The following is a 22389-nucleotide window of genomic DNA, read 5'->3' as shown; positions in this document are numbered from 1 at the left end:
GGCCCGTCGCCGCCGCCACGGCAGCGGGCCTCCGGCCGGAGTAGTGCGGGGCCGGCCGTGTCGGCAGGTCAGGCCGGCCCCAAGAATTGCTAGGCGGCGACGATGTTGTCGCCGTCCACCGTGACCTTCTTCTCGGGCAGCGGCTGGTTGGCCGGCCCGCTGACCGGCGAGCCGTCCTCCATAGAGAACGTGCTGCCGTGGCACGGGCAGACGATCACGCCGGCGTCGACCTTGCTGACGTCGCAGCCCGCGTGGGTGCACACCTTGCTGAACGCCTTGTACTTGCCGGCGGTGGGCTGGGTGATGACGTAGTCGCCCTTGATCACGCCGCCGCCCTCGGGTACGTCCGCGACCAGGGCCAGCGTGCCGCCGCCGCCCGAGTCGTTGTCCGAGGTCGAGCCGGTGCCGCCGGCGTCGGCGCCCTTGCTGCCGGCCGGTGCGGGGTTGTTGCTGAAGTCGCCGCCGTTGGCGCCGTTGCTGCCGCTGCCGGTCGTGCTCGTCCCGCAGGCCGTCAGCAGGCACCCGGCGCCGAGCGCGCCGGCGCCGGCCAGCACGACACGGCGGGACGCGACGACTCCCGCACGGGCAGGCTGGTCAGCCGTGGTCTCGGCTTCAGGCCCCGTCTGTACGTCAGTCATATGATCCGAACCCTTCGTTACCCCTGATCCGCGCGCTCAGGTCACGCGGCGTTGCTTGTAAATACGCTCTGCCCACCGGAGTGGTTCATGAGCGTGCGGGAAATTATGGGCCCGGTTGCTGTGTTTTCGCCATGCTTCGCGGCGGGCGCTGGCATCCGCACCCCGGCGGGGCAGGACAAAGCGCCGTAGCTGTGTGTTACCTGTACGTCAGACGGCGGCCTTGGCCCTCGACCGGGTCGTGCGCGGCTTAGCGGCGGCCTTCGTGGTGCCGTTGGCCTTGGCGGCGCGGGCCAGCGCGGCGGCCGCCCCGGCCGGCTCACCGGTCAGGCCCAGCATCGGGCGCAGGTACTGCCCGGTGTGGCTGCCCGGCACCTCGGCCAGCTCCTCCGGCGTGCCGGTGGCGAGCACCAGGCCGCCCTTGTTGCCGCCCTCGGGGCCCATGTCGATGATCCAGTCGGCGTTCTTGATGACGTCGAGGTTGTGCTCGATCGTGATCACCGTGTTGCCCTTGTCGACCAGGCCGTTCAGGACGATCAGGAGCTTGCGGATGTCCTCGAAGTGCAGGCCGGTGGTCGGCTCGTCGAGCACGTAGACCGTCCGGCCGGTCGAGCGCTTCTGCAGCTCGGAGGCGAGCTTGACGCGCTGCGCCTCGCCACCGGAGAGCGTCGGCGCGGGCTGACCCAGCCGCACGTAGCCGAGGCCGACGTCGACCAGGGTCTTGAGGTGCCGGTGGATCGCCGGTATCGCCTCGAAGAACGCGGCGGCCTCCTCGATCGGCATCTCCAGGACCTCGGAGACCGTCTTGCCCTTGTAGTGCACTTCCAGGGTCTCGCGGTTGTAGCGGGCGCCCTTGCAGACCTCGCACGGGACGTACACGTCCGGCAGGAAGTTCATCTCGATCTTGATCGTGCCGTCGCCGGTGCAGTTCTCGCAGCGGCCGCCCTTGACGTTGAACGAGAACCGTCCCGGGCCGTAGCCGCGGACCTTCGCCTCGGTGGTCTCCGCGAACAGCTTGCGGACGTTGTCGAAGACGCCGGTGTAGGTCGCCGGGTTCGACCGCGGGGTGCGCCCGATCGGCGACTGGTCGACGCCGACGACCTTGTCGACGCCCTCGAGGCCGGTGATGCGGGTGTGCCGCCCGGGCACCATCCGGGCGCCGTTGATCTGGTTGGCCAGGACCGTGTAGAGGATGTCGTTGACCAGCGTCGACTTGCCCGAGCCGCTCACCCCGGTCACCGCGATGAACTGCCCCAGCGGGAAGCCGACCGTGATGTCACGCAGGTTGTGCTCCCGCGCGCCCTGCACGACCAGTTCCCGGCCCGGCTCCTGCGGGCGCCGGGTGGCCGGCGTCGGGATCTTCTTGCGGCCGGACAGGTACGCGCCCGTCGGCGACTCCCGGTTCGCCAGCAGGCCCTTGACCGAGCCGCTGTGCACGATCCGGCCGCCGTGCTCGCCGGCGCCGGGGCCGATGTCGACGATCCAGTCGGCCGTTCGGATGGTGTCCTCGTCGTGCTCGACCACGATCAGGGTGTTGCCGAGCTTCTTGAGCCGGACCAGCGTCTCGATCAGCCGGTGGTTGTCGCGCTGGTGCAGGCCGATCGACGGCTCGTCGAGCACGTAGAGGACCCCGACGAGGCCGGAGCCGATCTGCGTGGCGAGGCGGATGCGCTGCGCCTCGCCGCCGGACAGCGTGCCGGCGCCGCGGTCGAGGGAAAGGTAGTCCAGGCCGACGTCGACGAGGAACCGCAGCCGGGCGTTGATCTCCTTGAGCACCCGCTCGGCGATCATCTTCTCGCGGTCGGTCAGCTCGATCGTCGCCAGCAGGTCGGCGCATTCGCCGACGGACAGGTTGCAGACCTCGGCGATGCTCTTGCCCGCGATGGTGACCGCGAGGACCTCGGGCTTGAGCCGGGCGCCGCCGCAGGCCGGGCAGGGGATGTCGCGCATGTAGCCCTCGTACTTGTCGCGCGACCAGTCGCTCTCGGTGTCGCTGTGCCGGCGCTCGAGCCACTGCACCACGCCCTCGAAGCCGGTGTAGTAGGAGCGCTCGCGGCCGTACTTGTTGCGGTAGCGGACGTGGACCTGGTCCTCGGAGCCGTACAGGATCGTCTTCTGTGCCCGGCTCGGCAGCTTCCGCCACGGGGTGTCGAGGCTGAACTTCTCCGCGTTGCCGAGGGCCTCGAGCAGCCGCAGGAAGTACTCCAGGGTCGTGCCGCCGGACCAGGGCTGGATCGCGCCCTCGCGCAGGCTGCGCTCGTCGTCCGGGACGATCAGTTCCGGGTCGACCTCCTTCTTGGTGCCCAGGCCGGTGCATTCCGGGCAGGCGCCGTACGGCGCGTTGAAGGAGAAGACCCGCGGCTCGAGGTCCTCGATCGCCAGGGGGTGGTCGTTGGGGCAGGCCAGGTGCTCGGAGAAGCGGCGCTCGCGGTGCGGGTCGTCCTCCGGAAGGTCCACGAAGTCGAGCAGGACGATGCCGCCGGACAGCGCCAGGGTCGCCTCGACGGAGTCGGTCAGGCGCTGCTTGCTGCTCGCCTTGACGCTGAGCCGGTCGACGACCACCTCGATGGTGTGCTTCTCCTGCTTCTTGAGCTTGGGCGGCTCGGTCAGCGGGTGCACCACGCCGTCGACGCGGGCGCGGGCGTAGCCCTTGGACTGCAGCTCGGCGAAGAGGTCGACGTATTCGCCCTTGCGGCCCCGGATCACCGGCGCCAGGACCATGAACCTGGTCCCCTCCTCCATCGCCAGTACCCGGTCGACGATCTGCTGCGGCGACTGCCGGCTGATCCGCTCGCCGCAGGCCGGGCAGTGCGGGGTTCCCGTGCGCGCGAAGAGCAGCCGCAGGTAGTCGTAGACCTCGGTGATCGTGCCGACGGTGGAGCGCGGGTTGCGCGAGGTCGACTTCTGGTCGATGGAGACGGCCGGGGACAGGCCCTCGATGAAGTCGACGTCGGGCTTGTCCATCTGGCCGAGGAACTGCCGGGCGTAGGACGACAGCGACTCCACGTAGCGGCGCTGGCCCTCCGCGAAGATCGTGTCGAACGCGAGGCTGGACTTACCCGAGCCGCTGAGACCGGTGAACACGATCATCGCGTCGCGGGGCAGGTCGAGGTTGACGTCGCGCAGGTTGTGCTCCCGCGCGCCGCGGATGATCAGTCGGTCGGCCACAGCCAGCCACTCCGTTACGTCAAGACGATGGGCGCCGCCACCCTAGCCGCGGGGTACGACAAGTTTTGCGGGGCCGAGGTACAGCGCCGGGAGATGAGCGGGAATTCCCGTCACTCGGATGGGTGGACCAGGCTCCGGACGTCCCACAACAGCACGCCCCCGACCTCACGCGGAGCGCTGCCGAGCAACCCGCTCACCACGTCCTCCAGCAGGTCGTGGTTCGGGGTGCCGGGAACCAGCACCACGACCGCGGCCCGCCAGTAGGTGAGGTCGGTGATCGCGGACCGCCGGTCGGCGTCCGTGAGCACCGGCATCTGACCGTACGCCCCCGCGATGCGCAACAGATCGGAGGTGGGCCGCGGGGCGGCGTTCCACGAGCCGGTGCCGTCGGCCGCCGGGCCCATGAAGTAGCCGCGCGGCACGGAGTAGTCGAGCCCGGACAGGGCGAACCACCGCATCCCGGCCCGCCCGGTGCTGACCTCCGGCAGCGGCACGGTGACCAGGGTGCGGTCGTCGGGCACGTACTCGCGCCACAGCTGCTGGGCGATGAACGGCGGGAGCGGATCGGCGGCGACGACCGGCAGCGGCTTGGGCAGCACCGGCACGATCGCGACCGCGAGACCGATCCAGAAGGCGATCCGCCGGCGGCGCGGCAGCAGCGGCGCCCGGTCGGCGGCCAGCGCGAGAAGCACCCCGATGATCGTCGCGGGCACCATGCCGAACCGGGTCACGCTCACCAGGTCGATGATCGGCACGTGGCTGATCAGCGCGAACGGCAGCGGGATGCCGGTGTCGTGCCCGGCGACCCGGAGCTCCGGGCCCATCGAGACGACCAGTAGGACCAGGCCGGCGATCGCGGCGGCCCGGGCGGCCAGGTTGCGCCACAGCAGCACCACGGTGATGACGAGCATCACCAGCATCGGTACGCCGAAGAACGTGTTGTCCTCCGTCGGGCTGACGCTCAGCGCCCGGGCGACGACCCCGTTGCCGGCCAGCGACTGCCGGGCGTACGCGCCGATGGCGAGCAGGTCGGTGACGAACTTGCCGGGCTCGAACGGCTGCCCGCTGTAGCTCTGCGGCCCGGCGAACTGGAACCACAGCGGGTACGCCAGGGGCACCAGCGCCGTCGCCGCCGCGACGCCCAGCCCGGCGGCGAAGCGGCGCGCGTAGCCGAGCGCGGTGCGCCACGCACACGCCGCGTACGCGGCGACGAAGACGCCCAGCGTGAGCGCGGTGAACAGCAGGGTCTCCTCGTTGATGAAGACCTGCAGCACCACCAGCAGCCCGAGCACGATCCCGCCGCGCACGGCCCGGCCGGGCTCGCGCAGCCGCAGCACCTGCCACACGATGAACGGCACGACGAAATGCGAGACGAAGTTGATGTGCCCGTTGGCGTGCGACACCATCGCCGGCGCGAAGCCGCACCACAGCCCGCCGATCGCGGCGGCGACCGGGCTGCTGACCAGGTGCCGCGAGAGCACCCAGTACCAGGCGAACGCGGTGCCGGCCAGGCCGAGGGTGAGCAGCACCACGACGGAGACGCCGACACCGAGGAAGTGGGTCACCGGCGCCATCGGCAGGCTCAGCGCCAGGACCGTCGTGTTGGCCATCATGTTGACGCCGTCCGGAACGTTCATCCGGTCGCTGAACAGCGGGTTCGCGCCGTGGAACAGGACACGCTCGCCGTGCGCCAGGACAAACGAGAAGAAGCCGTGGTCGTCGTCGTTGGAGGCCAGCACCCGCCCGCCGGGGCTGATCCACAACTGGATCAGGACGAGGACGCCGAGCGCGAGATAGCCGGCCGCCGCCCAGACGTCGACGTGCCCACGGGTGCGCATTTCGGGCACCGCCTCGAGGGAGAGGCCGGGCTTGTCCAGGACCTCTTCCACGGCGGGCACCGGTGAATTGTGCCAGAGTCGTTTAGTGAGCCTTTTTCAACGTGGCCCGGGCGGCACCTCCCGGCGGCCAACGGCTCGGATAGCCTCTGGCCCGAGGCCAGGTTGAAAATTGCTCATAGGTGCGGCCTGCGCTGCGCCGCCCCGGCCAGGCGGACCGCCCGCCGGCCGCTCTCGACGGCGACCTCGCGCTGCAGCTTGCGCCAGCTTTCCAGCCGTCTCGGCACGAGCGTCCCGTCGGCCAGCGCGGCGACGATCGCACACCCCGGCTCGGCGTCGTGACGACAATCACCGAAACGGCACCGCGCGGCCAGCTCGGCCACGTCGGCGAAGGCCCGGTTCAGGCCGTCGGCCGTGTCGAGCAGGCCGACCCCGCGGATGCCCGGCGTGTCGATGACGGCGCCGCCGCCCGGGACCAGGACCAGATTCCGGTACGCGGTGGTGTGCCGGCCCTTGCCGTCGGCGCGCCGGATCTCCTGTACGCCCATCACGTCGGCGCCGGCCAGGGCGTTGACCAACGACGACTTGCCGGCGCCCGAACGGCCCAGCAGCGCGAGGGTGCGCCCCGGGGCGACGTACTCCCGCAGGGCCTCCACCCCGGTGCCGTCGTGCACGCTGACCGGCAGTACCCGTACCCGGGGAGCCAGGCGGGAAAGCTGGCGCGCGATCGCCTGCGGGTCACCCGCGGTGTCGCTCTTGGAGAGCACGATCAGGGGTTCCGCGCCGGACTCCCAGGCCAGGGCGAGGAGCCGCTCGACGCGGGCGTCGTCGGGCGCCGGGAGCATGGGTTCGACGACCGCGACCGTGTCCATGTTGGCGGCCAGGACCTGGCCGGAGGAGTCCTTGTCGGCGGAGCGCCGGATCAGCGCGGTACGCCGGGGCAGCACAACTTCACACGTGGTACGGCGGTCCGGCCAGCGGCGCAGGACCACCCAGTCGCCGGCGCACGGCAGGTTGGCGGGGTCCTGGGCCGCGCCGAGCAGCACGCTGCCGGCGAGACTGGCCCGGGTGACACCCGAGGGATCGAGGACGGTGCAGACGCCGCGGTCGGCACGCAGCACGCGGCCGGGTAGGGCGTCGGGACGGTCGAAGCTTCGATAGGCGGATGCGAACGTGTCGCCCCAGCCCAGCGCGGACAGGTCAGACATGGGTAACCCTTTGGGTGTGAGGAGGCGCGGCCCGACGGGTGTCAGGCCGTGACCTCCAGGCGAAGCCGGGACGCACAGACGCACAGCACGGTTCCCCACCCCCTCCGCGGTTGTCGCGATCGCGTCAGAAACGACGGTACGGTCGCGGCAACCGGCGCGAAAGCGAATTCCGGTGCCCCGGCCGCGCGGGCGGCCATTAGTGTCGACCCGTGATGTCAATACCTTCGGCCTACGCTCCCGACCCTTCTCTCCTGCGGTGCAGTCGGTCATGACAGTGGACCCGCTGGTGCTGATGACCGACGTCGATCAGGCCACCGAGCGCCTGATCCGCACGGCCGAGGAGCTGGACGTCGCGGTGACCGCGCCGTCCGCGCTGCCCGGCTGGACGATCGGCCACGTGCTGACCCATGTCGCCCGCAACGCCGACGCCTACACCAACCTGCTGACCTGGGCCCGCACCGGCGTCGAGACCCCGGCGTACGCGTCGCCGGCGGCCCGCGAGGAAGGCATCGACGCCGGCGCCGGGCGACCGCTCGCCGAGCAGCTCGCCGACCTGCGCGAGGCACACGAACGCTTCGCGGACGCGGGCGCGGCGATGCCCGCGGAGGCGTGGACCTACTTCCTGCCGTCGACCGGCGCCTCCGCGGCGGCCGTACCGTGGGCGCGGCTGCGCGAGGTCGAGGTGCACCACGTCGACCTCGGCGCCGGCTACACCCCGGAGGACTGGAGCGACGCGTTCGCGCTGCGGCTGCTGCGTGAGATCGTCAGCGGGTCCAAAGGCGACGACTTCGCCCTGGTGCTGCGCCCGCACGGCGTCGACCACCCGCTGAGCATCGGCAGCGGCGACGGCGCGCCGACGGTCGGCGGCCCGACCCGCTCGATCGCCGCCTGGCTCGCCGGCCGCGGCGACGGCGCCGACCTGACCGTCTCGCCCGACGGCGAGCTGCCCCAGCCCCCGAGGTGGAAGTGACAATGACCTACACCGGAGACGTGACCCGCGGCGGCGGTCCGGCGGTCCGCGAACTCACCGGCCTCACCGTCAAGAAGGTGTCGGTGGGCCCGATGGACAACAACGCATACCTGCTGACCTGCCGATCGGACGGCTCGCAGGTGCTGATCGACGCGGCGAACGACGCGGACACGCTGCTCGAGCTCATCGGCCCGGCCGGGCTGACGACGGTGGTGACGACCCACCGCCACCCGGACCACACCGGCGCGCTGAAGGAGGTGGTGCAGGCGACCGGCGCACGCTCGGTGGCGGGCGCCGACGACGCCGAGGCCATCCCGCTGGTGACCGACACGGTGAGCGACGGCGACACCGTCGCGGTCGGTGACTGCACCCTCGAGGTGATCCACCTGGTCGGCCACACGCCGGGCTCGATCGTGCTGCTCTACCGCGAGCCGGGCGGCATCGCACACCTGTGGACCGGCGACAGCCTGTTCCCCGGCGGCCCCGGCGGGACGAGAAGCCCGCAGGACTTCGCGAGCCTCATGGGCGACCTGGAGACCAAGGTCTTCGGCCGGCTGCCCGACGACACCTGGTTCTACCCGGGTCACGGCAAGGACAGCACGCTCGGCGCCGAGCGCCCGGCCATCCCCGAATGGCGCGCACGCGGCTGGTGATCGGCTACCGGGTGCCGGGCTCCGGCACCCGGTACCGCCGGACGGTCAGGCGCCCCCGAAGGTCTCGATGAGGATGTCGCGCTCGCCCTCCGTGAGGTTCGTCGCCACCAGCTTCTTGTCCATGCCGTGGAAGCGCTCGCCGAGGCGGTCGAGGTCGCCCTCCTCGGTCACGATGAAGAGCGCCGAGCTTCCCTCGGTCACCTCGGTGCGGATCGTCTCCAGCTGCTGTTTGGTGATCCCGACGTCCTCCGTCGACTTGGCGAGGGCGCCGATCGCGGCACCGGCGACGCCGCCGACCACCGGGACGAAGAACAGCGCACCGATCAGGACGCCCCAGAACGCGCCCCAGCCGGCACCGCGCTTGTTCTCCTCGTGCGCGTGCGTCGTGGTCGGCCGGGCGGCGCCGACGGGCCAGCTCACGACCGCGTGGTCGAGAATCTTGACCAGTCCGTCCCGCGCCGCGTCCCGCAGGACCAGCGCGGCCCGGTCGGCGCGTTCCGGACCGTCGAACTTCCACACCGTGAAAGTGGTCATAGTCCTACCCCCTCGAGAGTGGGAGGCATCGTAGGCGCCTCCGGTCCGATCGCCTGCCATCCTGGCGGCCCGGCGGGCACCCGCGCCCCATCCTGGACGGATGAACCTCGGCGCCGGCGCCCGGCCGGCGGCGGCTCAGAGAGCGGCGGTGACCTGGGTCGACTCCATCGGCAGCGAGAACATCGGATAGTCGTACGCGATGGCGTTGTCATGCTCCTCGTTGGAGGTGGCCGCCGTGCAGTCGGTCAGCGTGATGACCCGGTAGCCGTTCTCGTACGCGCTGCGCATCGTCGACTCGACGCAGCAGTTCGTCAGGAAGCCCGCGAGGATCACCGTGTCGATGCCGCGGCCGCGCAGGATGAAGTCGAGGTTGGTGCTGGCGAACGTGTCCAGGCCGCGCTTGCCCTCGATCAGGATGTCGTCCTCGGCCGGCGTCAGGTCCTCGACGATCGCCGCGCCCCAGGTGCCCTTCACGAACGCGTTGCCGTCGACGACTCCCTTGAGGATCCCGTACGGATGCCGCGACAACTCGCCGTAGCCCGGCGCGAACGTGATCGGCGCATGCATGATCGTCACGCCCGCCGCGCGGGCGGCGTCCACCAGGGCGACCGTGTTGGCCAGCATGCCGGTCTTCTCCATCACCGGCGCGACGGCGCCGTGCAGCGCACCGCCGTCCGAGGTGAACTCGTTCTGGTACTCGATCAGCACGATCGCGGTTCTGGCGGGATCGAGCTGCAGCGTCTCGGACATCGCGTCTCCCGGTGTGCGTTGGCTCACACCGACTCTAGACCTAGTCCGCCCACGGCTGAACCACACGCGATCGGGTCGGCGCCTACCTAGACTCGGGGAACCCCTCGACCCGCGGAGGTCCGGTGACACCTCACCTGCGATGGCAGCCCTCCCCCGTTCCCCAGCAGCCCGACCCCTGGCAGAACGGACCGGCCGTACCGGGCTGGCTCGAGGAGCGCCTCTTCGATCAGCGCATCGTCATGATCCGCGGCCCGCTCACCGCACAGGCTGCCTCCAGCATCGCCGCGGCGCTGCTCACCCTCGACGCCGCCGGGCCGGCCCCGATCCAGCTACACGTGGCCAGCTCCGGCGGGGACCTGAACGCCGCGCACGCGGTCATCGACGTCATCGACGCCATGACCGCGCCGGTGCATGCCGTCGTCACCTCCGAGGCCGGCGACGCAGTGCTCGCGGTGCTGGCCGCGGCCGAGCGACGCTCGGCGTACCGGCACGCCCGGTTCAAGCTGGCCGAGCCGCGGGCGGCCGCCGTCACCGGCACCGCCGACGAGGTGGCCGCCGCCGCGGGGCAGCACCTGCGCGAGCTCGAGGAGGTCGTGCTGCGCCTGGTCGAGGTCACCGGGCAGTCGCGCAGCCGGATCGAGGACGACCTCTCCACCGGGCGGACGCTCACCTCGCTCGAGGCGCGCGACTACGGCCTCATCGACGAGGTCGTCGGCGACAAGGGCGCATGAAAAGGCGGTGCGACCCCTCAGAGGGGTCGCACCGCCTTTCAACGCTGAGGAAACTTACTCCGCGACCTTGACGCCCATCGAGCGCGCGGTGCCGGCGACGACCTTGACCGCGGCGTCGACGTCGTTCGCGTTCAGGTCGGGGAGCTTACGCTCGGCGATCTGCTTGATCTGGTCGGCGCTGAGCGTGCCGACGGTCTGGGTCAGCGGGTTGGAAGCGCCCGACTGGATGCCCAGAGCCTTGCGGATCAGAAAGCTCGTCGGCGGCGTCTTGTAGGCGAGCTGGTGGCTGCGGTCCTCGAAGACCGTGACCACGACCGGGATGATCTCGCCACGCTGCTTCGACGTCGCCTCGTCGTACTCGACCTTGACCGCGCGCATGTTGGCACCGGTCGGGCCGAGCATCTTGCCGAGGTCGACCATCGCGGCGTTACCCGCCTCAAGCGCGAGGGTTACCTCATGGGTCTTCTTCTTGGGCGGCATTACGCAACGGCTCCTTAGTGTGTGCTGCACGGGCCTAAGTCAGGAGCTCGCCAGCATCATCAACGCACGACAACCCCGAGACTTTACTACCGCGCTCGATGATGGGTCAAAGCGGCGGGCACAGTCCCGGGTTCCGCCGACAAGTGTAGCCGGGCCGGTCGGGCCCCGATTACCCGGTGGGCCTAGTAGCGGTCGCAGTAGCAGGACTTCATCAGCGCCCGGACCACGTCCACGTACTCCGGGTTCGGCAGCCGCCCGGAGCCGTATGCCTCGTCGACGGCGGCCCGGCCCGCGTTGTAGCCGGCGATCACCAGGTTGAGCAGGCACATGCTCCGGTGGGTCTTGCACTTACCGGCGCTCAGATCGTAGCTGCCCTTGAAGTACTGGTCGCCGAAGGCCTTGGTGAGCCAGGCCAGGTAGTTCGCGCCGAGCACCGCGTTCTGCCGGTAGTCGGTGCTCTCGTACGACTGCTCGAAGCGCTGGTTGATGAACGCCTCGGTGTCGGGCATCACCTGCATCAGCCCGCGCCCGCCGTCGCAGTTGACGATGTTCGAGGTCCAGCCGCTCTCGTGCCACGCCGTGGTCAGCACCAGCCGGGACGGCACCTTGAGCCCGGGCGCGGAGGTCGGCCAGTACTTGCGGGCGGCGGCGCTGGTCAGCGCCGACTTGGCCTTCGACTTCGAGACCTCCTTGCCCTCCCGGTGCGCGCACGCGGGGAGCTGGAAGTTGTTGGGGTCCTCGGTCGGCGTCGCCTTCGGCTTCGCCCGGCTCTTCGACGGCGAGGGCGACGGCGTCGTCGGCTCCGGTGCCGGCTCCCCGGACTCGATCACCGGGTCGACGATGTTCTCCGGCTCGGACGCCGAGGCCACCGGCGCCGCGAGCGGCGGGTCCTCGTCGCCGCCCACGAATCCGCAGCCCGCGACCACGAGCAGGGTGGCGAGCGCCGCGACAGGCCACAACATCCTGCGGTTCATCGACGAAACCCCTCCCCGATCCGGTCACCGACGCCCGAACGCTAGCAGCGGGGAGATCACGGCGTTGCCCGGAAAAAGGGACGTTAGGGACGAGGTCCGCAACCGGTCCCGGTATTGACCCCGGGACGCCGTCCGTTACAAACACCGGGGACAATGGTGGTCATGCAGACCCGCACCGACCTACGCAACGTCGCCATCATCGCCCACGTCGACCATGGCAAAACCACCCTGGTCGACGCCATGCTGCGCCAGGGGAGCCAGTCCCACGCGCGTGGCGAGATGGCCGACCGCGTCATGGACTCCATGGACCTGGAGCGGGAAAAGGGCATCACCATTCTCGCCAAGAACACGGCGATCAGCTACCGGCCCGCCGACGGTGGACCCGTCACCATCAACATCATCGACACCCCCGGCCACGCCGACTTCGGCGGTGAGGTCGAGCGCGGCCTCACCATGGTCGACGGCGTCGCCCTGCTGGTCGACGCCAGCGAGGGCCCGCTGCCGCAGACCCGCTTCGTGCTGCGCAAGGCGCTGCAGGCCAAGCTGCCGATCATCCTGATCATCAACAAGGTCGACCGCCCCGACGCCCGGATCAAGGAGGTCGTGGACGAGACCTACGAGCTCTTCCTCGACCTGGACGCCGACGAGCACCAGATCGAGTTCCCCATCGTCTACGCGTGCGCGCGCGACGGCATCGCCTCGCTGACCCAGCCGAAGGACGGCACCGTCCCGGAGGACAGCACCGACCTCGAGGTGCTGTTCAGCACGATCCTGGAGACCATCCCGGCGCCGACCTACACCGAGGGCGCGCCGCTGCAGGCACACGTCGTCAACCTGGACGCCTCGCCGTTCCTCGGCCGCCTCGCGCTCTGCCGCGTGCACGAGGGCACGATCCGCAAGGGTCAGACCGTCGCCTGGTGCAAGACCGACGGGACGATCAGCAACGTCCGCATCTCCGAGCTGCTGATCACCGAGGGCCTGGAGCGGAAGCCGGCCGAGAGCGCCGGCCCGGGCGACATCATGGCCGTCGCCGGCATCCCCGAGATCATGATCGGCGAGACCCTCGCCGACGCGGAGAACCCGATCCCGCTGCCGCTGATCAGCGTCGACGAGCCGGCCATCTCCATGGTCCTGGGCACCAACACCTCGCCGCTGGTCGGCAAGGTCAAGGGCGCCAAGGTCACCGCCCGCATGGTCAAGGACCGCCTCGACAAGGAGCTGATCGGCAACGTCTCGCTGCGCATCCTGCCGACCGAGCGCCCGGACGCCTGGGAGGTGCAGGGCCGCGGCGAGCTCGCCCTGGCCATCCTGGTCGAGCAGATGCGCCGCGAGTCGTACGAGCTGACCGTCGGCAAGCCGCAGGTGGTGACCAAGACGATCGACGGCAAGGTGCACGAGCCGGTCGAGCGCCTGACCATCGACGCCCCCGACGAGTACATGGGCGCCATCACCACGCTGCTGTCCACCCGCAAGGGCCGGATGGAGGAGCTGATCAACCACGGCACAGGCTGGCTCCGGATGGAGTGGCTGGTGCCCGCGCGCGGCCTGATCGGCTTCCGTACCGAGTTCCTCACCGAGACCCGCGGAACCGGCATCATGCACCACCTGTTCGAGCGCTACGAGCCGTGGTTCGGCGAGCTGCGCACCCGCAACAACGGCTCGCTCGTCGCGGACCGGGCCGGCGTGGTCACCGGGTTCGCGATGATCAACCTGCAGGAACGCGGTCAGCTGTTCGTGGAGCCGACCACCGAGGTGTACGAGGGCATGATCGTCGGCGAGAACTCCCGCGAGGACGACATGGACGTCAACATCACCAAGGAGAAGAAGCTCACCAACATGCGGGCCGCGAGCGCCGACAACACCGAGCGCCTGATCCCGCCGCGCAAGCTGTCGCTGGAGCAGGCCCTCGAGTTCTGCCGCGAGGACGAGTGCGTCGAGGTCACCCCGGCGGCGGTGCGCATCCGCAAGGTGGAGCTCGACCAGCAGGTCCGCGGCCGGGCCGCCGCACGGCGCAAGCACCAGTAAGACGAGGAAAGGGTACGGAGCGCGGCTTTGCTCCGTACCCTTTCGGCACGGCCCGCGGTCTTGGACCGCGGGCCGTTTCCTTTGCTCAGACCCCGGCGTCGACCAGTTCCTTCTTGCGGTCCCGGGACGACTTGTAGAGGCTCGCGACCGTGGCGATGCCCAGCGTGCCGATGATGACCAGCAGCGACAGCCAGATCGGGATCTCCGGCGCCCAGTGCACGCCGTGCCCGCCGTTGATGAACGACAGCGTGTTGGTGTGCAGGGCCTCGAGGAAGAGCTTCACGCCGATGAAGGCGAGCACGAACGCCAGCCCGATGTTGAGGTAGACCAGCCGCTCCAGCAGCCCGCCAAGCAGGAAGTACAGCTGGCGCAGGCCCATCAGGGCGAAGACGTTCGCGGTGAAGACCAGGTACGGCTCCTTCGTGATGCCGAAGATCGCCGGAATCGAGTCGAGCGCGAAGATCAGGTCGGTCGTGCCGATCGCGATCATGACGATCAGCATCGGCGTGAACAGCCGCTTGCCGGTCTCGCTGATCATGGTCATCTTGCCGCTGTCGAACGACGACGAGATCGGCAGCGCCCGCTTCGACCAGCGGATGAGGATGTTCTCCTTGAAGTCGTCCTCGTCGTTCTCACCCTGCTTGAACAGCGTGATGGCGGTGTAGACCAGGAACGCGCCGAAGATGTAGAACACCCAGGAGAACTGCGCGATCAGCGCGGCGCCGGCGGCGATGAACGCACCGCGCATGACCAGCGCCAACACGATGCCGATGAGCAGCACCTTCTGCTGGAACTGCCGGGGCACGGCGAAGCGGGCCATGATGATCACGAAGACGAAGAGGTTGTCGACCGAGAGGCTGTACTCCGTCAGCCAGCCCGTGTAGAACTCGCCGGCGGCCTGGCCACCGGCGACGAGCCAGACCCCTACCCCGAACATCAGCGCCAGGCCGACGTAGAAACCGACCCATCCGCCGGCCTCGCGCATGCTCGGCTCGTGCGGGCGGCGGCCGACGATCAGCAGATCGACGGCGAGGACAACGACCAGGGCGATCAGGGTGACGATCCAGACCCAGGCGGAAACGTTCAACGAGAACCTCCGGCAGACACGGTCCATCACTGCGCCCCGCCCGATTTCGAGGGGTCACAGCGACGTGCGACTGTCGGAGGTCTCTTCCGCCGACGCCCGGCGGGCGACGACCACCGGCCCCGGGCTCACCGCGAGGTGAAGACCGTGCTGACGAGACCGGTGCAGAGGAATACTCCCCTCCTACGCGGCTATTGTGTCGCATCCCGGACCGGAACCCCACATCACCCTGTCAATCGTGTTGCGCCTCTCGGCTTTTCATGCCACGGAAACGGACAGAGAGCGGCTTTTCTTCGCCCAGAGTGTCGTGGCACACACTTTTTGGTTGCAGTGACGTACGCACTCTGAGGATGGCGGTGACACGGGCCTTCCGGGTTCCGGGTTCCGGAGTGCGTGGTTCGGGGTGCGTGGTTCGGGGTGTGCGTCGCCCAGTGCTGGATCTTGGCGCCGTCGGCCCTGGCGCATCGGGCCTTGGCGCTGTCAGACACGCGGCTCCCGGGCGCTGTGGCGCCGCAGGGGTGCCGTGGCACATGCCGTTAGCATCCTAGGAGGCTAGTTTTCCGAGCCGGCCGCTTCCGCCAGCCGTGATTCCTGGGTCGCTACGGCACCAGCGTCGCAGTGGTTCCCGTGGTTCCGGCGGTCGTGTTCCCGGGTCCGGTCGCGTTCTCCCGGTCGCGCTCCCCCGGTCATCGTGGTTCCGCGGGCATCGTGGTTCCGCGGGCATCGCGGCCCGCCGGACATCGCGCCCCCGGACATCGCGCCCCCGGACATCGCGGGTCGCATCGGGCTCCCGCCCGGGAGGGTCAGGCTGCGGGCGCTGGGAACCGGTAGCGGGCCCGCCGTCCGCGATGCTCGAAGCCCAGCTTGCGGTAGAGCCGGACGGCCGGGTTGTCGACATTGACGTCGAGCCAGGCGTGGGTGCCGCCGTCGGCGCGCATCCGCCGCAAAGCCTCGGTGACGAGCGCTCCGCCGATCCCCCGGCCCCGGGCCGCGGGCACGACGCCGACCTGCACGATCCAGTCGACCGCCGCCGTCACGAAACCGGCATCGCCGAGGCCGGGCACGGTCGCCAGCACGGACCAGGCCGGCCGGAACTCGTCGTCGTCGGCCACGTCGGCGATCCACTGCTCGGCTGTCGACCCCGGAAACCCGGGACGTTCACGGAACGCGGCGTCGTAGACCGCATGAAAGCGGCCCGCGGTCGCCCCGGTCCAGCCGGTCAGGATCGTTCCCTCGGGCCAATCCCGACCCGGTACGGCGTCGGCCAGGTCGACACGCATGACGTCCTCGGCGAAGACCTGTCGCAACCCCCGCGCCGCGAACAACGTCTCGGCCCCGGCGGTGAGCGATTCGGTTTCGACAGTGACCGGCCCCGCGTGGCGGCCGGCCTCCGCCAAGCCCCAGCTGAGCAGGTGTGCACCGAGCCCACGCTCCCGCGCGAACGGATCGACCATCCCGGTGAACGTAGCGCCGTCCCCGGCGCTGCCGGGCCGCACGGCACCGGCGGCGACGAGCATGCCCGCGTGGTCGCGCGCCTGCACGGTCACGGTTCCCTCGGCCGCCCAGCGGCGGCGCAGAAAGCCGGGGTCGGCCGCGAGCGGCAGGCCACCGTCGACGTCAAGACACCGCCGGGCCAGCGAGATCAGGTCGGCGTCATCCCGAGCGCAGCCCGGCCGGCGATCGCGGGCATTCTCGAACGGCAGCGGCGCCCAGGTCACGCCGTCGGTCATAGACACGCGGCCAGCCTAGTTAGTACCGCCGGCCATTTCCGCGACGCCACCTCGCCCACCGGCGCCGCGTGGTGGAGGCGGTCGATCGCGTCCTCACGGGGCGGACCGGCCGCGCGGTTCACCGCGACTCCGCGGCCAGGCGCGCCTGCCGCGAGCCCGCCGCCCCCAGGCCATCGCCCACAACTAATGAGTGGCAACACAGCGCGTACCTACCGTTCGCCGGTTGGGGAATGAGGGGGCGCGCTGGGCTGAACGCCTATTTGATAACAGGGGCTTTGACCCCTATGTGGAGATCGGCGTAATCGGCCTCGGCTGCCCGGGCGGGTGCCCAACGCTTCGTTGTAGGTGGTGCTGAACCACCTGCGGCGTACGGAGGACCGCCCGCCCAGGCGGCCGGGTGCCTTGGCCGTAGAGTCGCGTGGCTTGAGCCGCCGGCTACGTCTGGGCCTTCTCCGCCCTCGCCCACGACCCAGGGGCCCGCACCCACTACGACCGGCGTCGCGCCGCCGGAGACCGCCATGCCGCCGCGCAACGCCACCTGTTCAACCGCATGATCGGCATGCTGGACCGCTGCCTCACCACACGAGTGGCCTACGACCCGTCCGCGCCTTCCCAACGATGGGGACAGCGGTCGCCTGACGACGGACCGTTGGTTTCGGCTATGACACAGCACGCAGCACCAGACCGTGCTCCTCGCGCCGGCCGAGCATGGCAAACGGAAAGCGATCAAGCTGCAGGCAGCGCGACACGTCGTCGTGGTGCACTCCTCGGTAACCGAGCTTGACGCCTCGCAACAGCCGCGCCGCGGCCCCGGACTGCGCGGCGGCGTATAGATAGGGCTCTGGATCGACATCCCGGTCGTCGAGCAGTTCGGCGATATAGCGGGCGCAGGCCTGGTCCTCGCTAGCCTGTCCATCATCGCCGGTAATCACGAAGGTCACCGCGCGGCCCAGCGTCTGCAGATAGCTAGCGGTGCCGCCCGCGACAACGAAGCTGGCGCAAAGCAGAACGTCGGACGCTTCCGCAGCCAGAGCACCGACGGTGCCGCATGACGTCGACAGGACGACGGGACGACCACCGACATCGAGCCGGCCAAGCAAGACCGGTGAGTTCACACCGTCGAAGCCAGGTTCAGGGGCACCATCTTTGACCACGAGCGCGTCGGGAAGGTTCCTGCGTACCCGCAGCGCTTCGTCCGGGGAACCGGCCAGGACGACACCATCTGCGCCCTTGTCCAACGCGACCGCAGCAGTGGTGAACGCGCGTAACACATCAATCACCACGACGACCGGAAGCACCGCAGGCGCGGACCGAAGCTGCGCCGTGGTCAACATCTGAACCGACATCGCTCGAACGCTACCGCGACGCGCACTTGACAGCTTGATCACGTGGGATGTCTCCACAGCCAGACACAGCTACCGCAAGCCCGCCGCCACGGGCCGTCACCCGCAACGCCCACGTGCGGTCGCCGCGAACCCTGCCGCTGCCGCAACCGGGTCTCCGCTCCCCCAGCTCTCCCGACTCCGCCCACCGCAAACCGAGTCTCCGCTCCCCCGGCTCCGCTGACGCGACCGAATCTCCGCCCGCCGACTCTCCCGACTCCGCCCACCGCAAACGGTTCTCCGCTCCCCCGGCTCCGCCCACGGGACCGAGTCCGGCCCCCGGCTCGGCGGTGGAGCCGTCCGCTGCTTTGAGGGTTTCGCGTAAGCATGACGAGGCCCGGCGGCGCACGCCCGACGGGACCGAGTCTCCGCCCGCCAGTTCGCCCGACTCCGCTAACCGCAACCGGTCTCCGCCCGGCGGCTCCGCTACTCCGCCGGGCGCGTCTCGTCAGCGGACGCCGGCCACGTCCATGCCCCGGAGCTCCTTCTTCAGGTCCTTGACCTCGTCACGGATGCGGGCTGCCAGCTCGAACTGCAGCTCGCGGGCCGCCGCCAGCATCTGGTCGCTGAGGTCCTGGATCAGCTGGGCCAGCTCGGCGCGGGCCATGCCCTCGCGGGCCGGGACCGACGACCCACGCGACTTCGAGCGGGTCTCCGGGACCGGGCCCTTGCCGCGCGACATCTGCCGGCCGCCGCCGCCCACCACGTGACCGCCGGGCCCGTGCCCGCCGACCGCCGTTTCCGTGTCCTCGGCCTCGCGGTAGATGTCGTCGAGGATGTCGTGGATCTTCTTACGCAGCGGCTCGGGGCTGATGCCGTTCGCCTCGTTGTGGGCGATCTGCTTCGCCCGGCGGCGGTCGGTCTCCTCGATCGCGTTGCGCATCGACGGGGTCATCTTGTCCGCGTACATGTGGACCTCGCCGGAGACGTTGCGGGCCGCGCGGCCGATCGTCTGGATCAGCGAGCGCCCGCTGCGCAGGAAGCCCTCCTTGTCCGCGTCGAGGATCGCCACCAGCGAAACCTCCGGCAGGTCGAGGCCCTCCCGGAGCAGGTTGATGCCGACCAGCACGTCGTAGTCGCCCTTGCGTAGCTCCTTGAGCAGCTCGACGCGGCGCAGCGTGTCAACCTCCGAGTGCAGGTAGCGGACGCGGATGCCGTTCTCCAGCAGGTAGTCGGTGAGGTCCTCGGCCATCTTCTTGGTCAGCGTCGTGACCAGGACCCGCTCGTCTTTCTCCGTGCGCAGCTTGATCTCGTGCATCAGGTCGTCGATCTGGCCCTTGGTGGGCTTGACCACGACCTGCGGGTCGACCAGGCCGGTCGGGCGGATGATCTGCTCGACGAACTCCCCCTGTGCCTCCTGCATCTCCCACGGGCCCGGCGTCGCGGACAGGAACACGAACTGCCCGACCCGCTCGAGGAACTCGTCGAAGCGCAACGGACGGTTGTCGGCGGCGCTGGGCAGCCGGAAGCCGTGCTCGATCAGGATGCGCTTGCGGGAGGCGTCGCCCTCATACATCCCGCCGATCTGCGGGATCGTCACGTGCGACTCGTCGATGACGGTGACGAAGTCGTCCGGGAAGTAGTCGAGCAGCGTGTAGGCGGGGTCGCCGGGCGACCGGCCGTCCATGTGCATCGAGTAGTTCTCGATGCCGTTGCAGAAGCCGACCTGGCGCATCATCTCGATGTCGTAGGTGGTGCGCATCCGCAGCCGTTGCGCCTCGAGCAGCTTGCCCTGGCGCTCCAGCTCGGCCAGCCTTTCGGCCAGCTCGGCCTCGATGTCGCGGATCGCCCGCTCCATCCGCTCCGGACCGACCGCGTAGTGCGTCGCCGGGAAGATCACGAGCTGGTCGACCTCGCGGACGATCTCACCGGTCAGCGGGTGCAGGTAGTAGAGCTTCTCGATCTCATCGCCGAACAGCTCGATGCGGATCGCGAGCTCCTCGTAGGCCGGGATGATCTCGAGGGTGTCGCCGCGGACCCGGAACGTGCCCCGCTGGAAGGACATGTCGTTGCGGGAATATTGGATGTCGACCAGGCGGCGGAGCAGCTTGTCGCGGTCGATCTCCTGACCGACCTTGGCCCGGACCGCGCGGTCCAGGTATTCCTGCGGGGTGCCCAGGCCGTAGATCGCGCTGACGGTCGCGACCACGATCACGTCCCGGCGGGTGAGCAGGGACATCGTTGCCGAGTGGCGCAGCCGCTCGACCTCCTCGTTGACCGACGAGTCCTTCTCGATGTAGGTGTCGGTCTGCGCGATGTAGGCCTCGGGCTGGTAGTAGTCGTAGTAGCTGACGAAGTATTCGACCGCGTTGTTGGGCAGCAGCTCGCGGAACTCCTTGGCCAGCTGGGCGCAGAGGGTCTTGTTGGGTGCGAGCACGAGCGCCGGCCGCTGCAGCTTCTCGATGAGCCAGGCTGTGGTGGCGCTCTTTCCGGTGCCGGTCGCGCCGAGCAACACCGTGTTGCGGTCGCCGCGGCGCACCCGGCGCTCCAGCTCGGCGATGGCCGTTGGCTGGTCACCGGCCGGCTTGTAGTCGCTGATGACCTCGAAGCGGCCATCGAGTCGTGGGATGTCGAGCGCCATGGGGACCACCGTACGTCGGGGGTGTGACAACTTTCAGCGGCTGCCGCCAGGGCCGGTTCAGAGGGTGCACATTCGGCCGCCGAAAACGGCATTGTCCACCGTTCGGCAGCGACGCTACGGTGACTCGGTAGGCCGCTCGCGGCGGCCGCCCGGCCCGGTCCGACACCACCACACGGTGCGGCCGCGTCGGCACGCAGGTTGCTGCCCCGACACTGCTCGGCGCGCGCACCTGATGATGGTCGCGCTCAGCGCGGACCGGCCGCCGCGGGCGCCCCTTCCTGTCCGGCGCCACCCGGACGCTTCGTGCCGAGCGCCACCCGCCCCGGGCGAGACAGCCCGTCAGCATGGAGGCGTCGGCCACGAAGGGCGCTCCCTGGCCGACTACGGTTTCGGCTTGTCGGTGGCCGGCTGCCAGCCGGTCGCCTGCGCCCACTCCTCCGCGGCAACAGCCTCGGAGTCGAACCACGGCTCCTTCGCCTCGGCATAGCCCTCCACGTCGCGGTGCCGCGCCGCCCAGCGTTCCTTCGCCGCCGCGTACCCGTCGCGCGCCGCCGGAACCGCGCGCAGGTGGTCGCGCATGAGCAGCGCGAATCGCCAGCCGGGCGACCCGCTCACCCGCACGTGCAGGTTCACCGGCCGGCCCGGGTCCGCGTTCCCGTGCAGCCGCTTCGGCCAGGTCTTGCCGGGCAGGCCGCGGGCGTTGTTGTACCACTCGCCCTCCCGGCGCGGCAGGCCCGCGCGCCCGAGGGCGTCGGCGAGCTTGTCGGCCTCCTCCAGCGTCGGCACGGCCAGCATCAGGTCGAGGCGGTCCTTCGCGGGCAGCCCGGGCACGGCGGTCGACCCGATGTGCGAGACGTCGGCGCCGGGCAGCGCATGCCGGATCCGTGCGATCACCCGGCCTGCCTGCTCCGGCCAGGTCGGATCCGGGGGTACGACGTGCAGCGCGCCGTCGTTCGGGGCATGCCGCCCGAGGCGGAGATTCTCCTCGTACGGTCGCAGCCGGTCCTGCCACAGCCGCTCGACCCGCGCGTCCAGCTCGTCCAGGCCGGCGTCGTTGGCGATCAGCGCGTCCGCGGCCGCACGCCGGACGGCCTCGTCGGCCTGTGCGGCGATCCGGGCGGCCGCCTGCTCCCGCGTCATGCCGCGCAGCGACACGAGCCGCTCGATCCGGACGGCCGGGTCCGCGTCGACCACGACGACCAGGTGGAACGACGGCGCCAGCCCGGTCTCGACCAGCAGTGGCACGTCGTTGACCACGATCGCGTCCGGCGCGGCCGAGGCCGTCAGTTCGACCGTACGAGCGCGTACGCGGGGGTGAATGATGCTCTCGAGCCGGCGGCGGGCCGCTTCGTCTCCGAAGACCCGCGCGCCCAGCGCGGGCCGGTCGAGCTCGCCGTCCGGGCCGAGGACCGCCGGGCCGAACGCCTCGACGACCGCGGCCTGGCCGTCGGTGCCGGCGGCGACGACCTCGCGGGCCAGCCGGTCGGCGTCGATCAGGATCGCGCCGCGCTCCACGAGGCGCTGCGCCACCGCGCTCTTGCCCGCGCCGATTCCTCCGGTGAGACCCACTTTCAGCACGCGGCAAGTATGCCGAAGGGCCGCCCGCGACCGAAATCGCGGACGGCCCTCAGGCCTTGCTAGCTACGGCT

17 protein-coding genes and 1 pseudogene are annotated in these 22389 nt (G+C 70.2%); 5 read left to right on the top strand and 13 right to left on the bottom strand.

Annotation, left to right across the window (positions count from 1 at the left end):
- Positions 1-89: 89 nt before the first annotated feature.
- From AB0B58_RS06365 to rsgA, 4 genes are all read right to left on the bottom strand, one after another.
- Positions 90-638, bottom strand: a complete 549-nt coding sequence (locus AB0B58_RS06365) for a Rieske (2Fe-2S) protein (protein ID WP_360218428.1) — start codon at positions 636-638, stop codon at positions 90-92.
- A 207-nt stretch (positions 639-845) separates the two neighbouring features.
- Positions 846-3803, bottom strand: a complete 2958-nt coding sequence (gene uvrA, locus AB0B58_RS06360; protein ID WP_360218425.1) for an excinuclease ABC subunit UvrA — start codon at positions 3801-3803, stop codon at positions 846-848.
- Between the two features lie 110 nt (positions 3804-3913).
- Positions 3914-5701, bottom strand: a complete 1788-nt coding sequence (locus AB0B58_RS06355) for a hypothetical protein (protein ID WP_360218422.1) — start codon at positions 5699-5701, stop codon at positions 3914-3916.
- A 113-nt stretch (positions 5702-5814) separates the two neighbouring features.
- On the bottom strand, positions 5815-6846 hold the full coding sequence (rsgA, locus tag AB0B58_RS06350; RefSeq protein WP_360218419.1) for a ribosome small subunit-dependent GTPase A: 1032 nt from the start codon (positions 6844-6846) through the stop codon (positions 5815-5817).
- A 268-nt stretch (positions 6847-7114) separates the two neighbouring features.
- On the opposite strand from rsgA, the gene AB0B58_RS06345 reads away from it, so the two are divergent.
- Both AB0B58_RS06345 and AB0B58_RS06340 read left to right on the top strand, forming a co-directional pair.
- Positions 7115-7816 (top strand): maleylpyruvate isomerase family mycothiol-dependent enzyme, encoded by a 702-nt coding sequence (locus tag AB0B58_RS06345; RefSeq protein ID WP_360218417.1) that lies wholly within the window; start codon positions 7115-7117, stop codon positions 7814-7816.
- Positions 7817-7818: 2 nt separating this feature from the next.
- Positions 7819-8469 carry an MBL fold metallo-hydrolase gene (locus tag AB0B58_RS06340; RefSeq protein ID WP_360218414.1) on the top strand — a complete coding sequence of 217 codons (651 nt, stop codon included), beginning with the start codon at positions 7819-7821 and terminating at the stop codon, positions 8467-8469.
- Between the two features lie 45 nt (positions 8470-8514).
- Here AB0B58_RS06340 and AB0B58_RS06335 read toward each other — a convergent pair whose 3' ends face one another.
- Complete coding sequence (locus AB0B58_RS06335) at positions 8515-9003, bottom strand: DUF1269 domain-containing protein (RefSeq protein ID WP_360218412.1); 489 nt, start codon at positions 9001-9003, stop codon at positions 8515-8517.
- 135 nt (positions 9004-9138) lie between these two features.
- Positions 9139-9753 carry an isochorismatase family cysteine hydrolase gene (locus AB0B58_RS06330; RefSeq protein ID WP_360218409.1) on the bottom strand — a complete coding sequence of 205 codons (615 nt, stop codon included), beginning with the start codon at positions 9751-9753 and terminating at the stop codon, positions 9139-9141.
- 122 nt (positions 9754-9875) lie between these two features.
- Here AB0B58_RS06330 and AB0B58_RS06325 point away from each other — a divergent pair, with 122 nt between their 5' ends.
- Complete coding sequence (locus tag AB0B58_RS06325; protein WP_360218406.1) at positions 9876-10484, top strand: ATP-dependent Clp protease proteolytic subunit; 609 nt, start codon at positions 9876-9878, stop codon at positions 10482-10484.
- A gap of 54 nt (positions 10485-10538) precedes the next feature.
- Here AB0B58_RS06325 and AB0B58_RS06320 read toward each other — a convergent pair whose 3' ends face one another.
- Both AB0B58_RS06320 and AB0B58_RS06315 read right to left on the bottom strand, forming a co-directional pair.
- Positions 10539-10964, bottom strand: coding sequence for a 50S ribosomal protein L11 (locus AB0B58_RS06320; protein WP_360218403.1), 426 nt, complete (start codon positions 10962-10964; stop codon positions 10539-10541).
- 182 nt (positions 10965-11146) lie between these two features.
- Positions 11147-11938: a lytic transglycosylase domain-containing protein gene (locus tag AB0B58_RS06315; protein ID WP_360218400.1), complete on the bottom strand. Its 792-nt coding sequence runs from the start codon at positions 11936-11938 to the stop codon at positions 11147-11149.
- Between the two features lie 162 nt (positions 11939-12100).
- On the opposite strand from AB0B58_RS06315, the gene typA reads away from it, so the two are divergent.
- Positions 12101-13963 carry a translational GTPase TypA gene (gene typA / locus AB0B58_RS06310; protein ID WP_360218397.1) on the top strand — a complete coding sequence of 621 codons (1863 nt, stop codon included), beginning with the start codon at positions 12101-12103 and terminating at the stop codon, positions 13961-13963.
- A gap of 85 nt (positions 13964-14048) precedes the next feature.
- Here the strand turns inward: typA and AB0B58_RS06305 are convergent, their stop codons facing one another.
- Both AB0B58_RS06305 and AB0B58_RS06300 read right to left on the bottom strand, forming a co-directional pair.
- Positions 14049-15050, bottom strand: coding sequence for a TerC family protein (locus tag AB0B58_RS06305; RefSeq protein WP_360218394.1), 1002 nt, complete (start codon positions 15048-15050; stop codon positions 14049-14051).
- Between the two features lie 800 nt (positions 15051-15850).
- Positions 15851-16777, bottom strand: a complete 927-nt coding sequence (locus AB0B58_RS06300; protein ID WP_360218729.1) for an N-acetyltransferase — start codon at positions 16775-16777, stop codon at positions 15851-15853.
- 442 nt (positions 16778-17219) lie between these two features.
- On the opposite strand from AB0B58_RS06300, the pseudogene AB0B58_RS06295 reads away from it, so the two are divergent.
- Positions 17220-17354 (top strand): annotated as a pseudogene (locus AB0B58_RS06295) (IS110 family transposase); the annotation flags it as partial.
- Positions 17355-17436: 82 nt separating this feature from the next.
- Here the strand turns inward: AB0B58_RS06295 and AB0B58_RS06290 are convergent.
- The 3 genes from AB0B58_RS06290 to coaE all read right to left on the bottom strand — a co-directional run bounded on the left by AB0B58_RS06290 (position 17437) and on the right by coaE (position 22318).
- Complete coding sequence (locus tag AB0B58_RS06290) at positions 17437-18123, bottom strand: 2-phosphosulfolactate phosphatase (RefSeq protein WP_360218391.1); 687 nt, start codon at positions 18121-18123, stop codon at positions 17437-17439.
- Between the two features lie 484 nt (positions 18124-18607).
- Complete coding sequence (gene uvrB, locus AB0B58_RS06285; RefSeq protein WP_360218388.1) at positions 18608-20740, bottom strand: excinuclease ABC subunit UvrB; 2133 nt, start codon at positions 20738-20740, stop codon at positions 18608-18610.
- 381 nt (positions 20741-21121) lie between these two features.
- Positions 21122-22318 (bottom strand): dephospho-CoA kinase, encoded by a 1197-nt coding sequence (gene coaE / locus AB0B58_RS06280; RefSeq protein WP_360218385.1) that lies wholly within the window; start codon positions 22316-22318, stop codon positions 21122-21124.
- Positions 22319-22389: the final 71 nt, after the last annotated feature.

The sequence above is a fragment of the Actinoplanes sp. NPDC049118 genome, from assembly GCF_040648555.1.
GTDB lineage: Bacteria > Actinomycetota > Actinomycetes > Mycobacteriales > Micromonosporaceae > Actinoplanes.
Note: the sequence above shows the minus strand (reverse complement) of the source record. Positions and strands in the feature narration are given on the sequence as shown.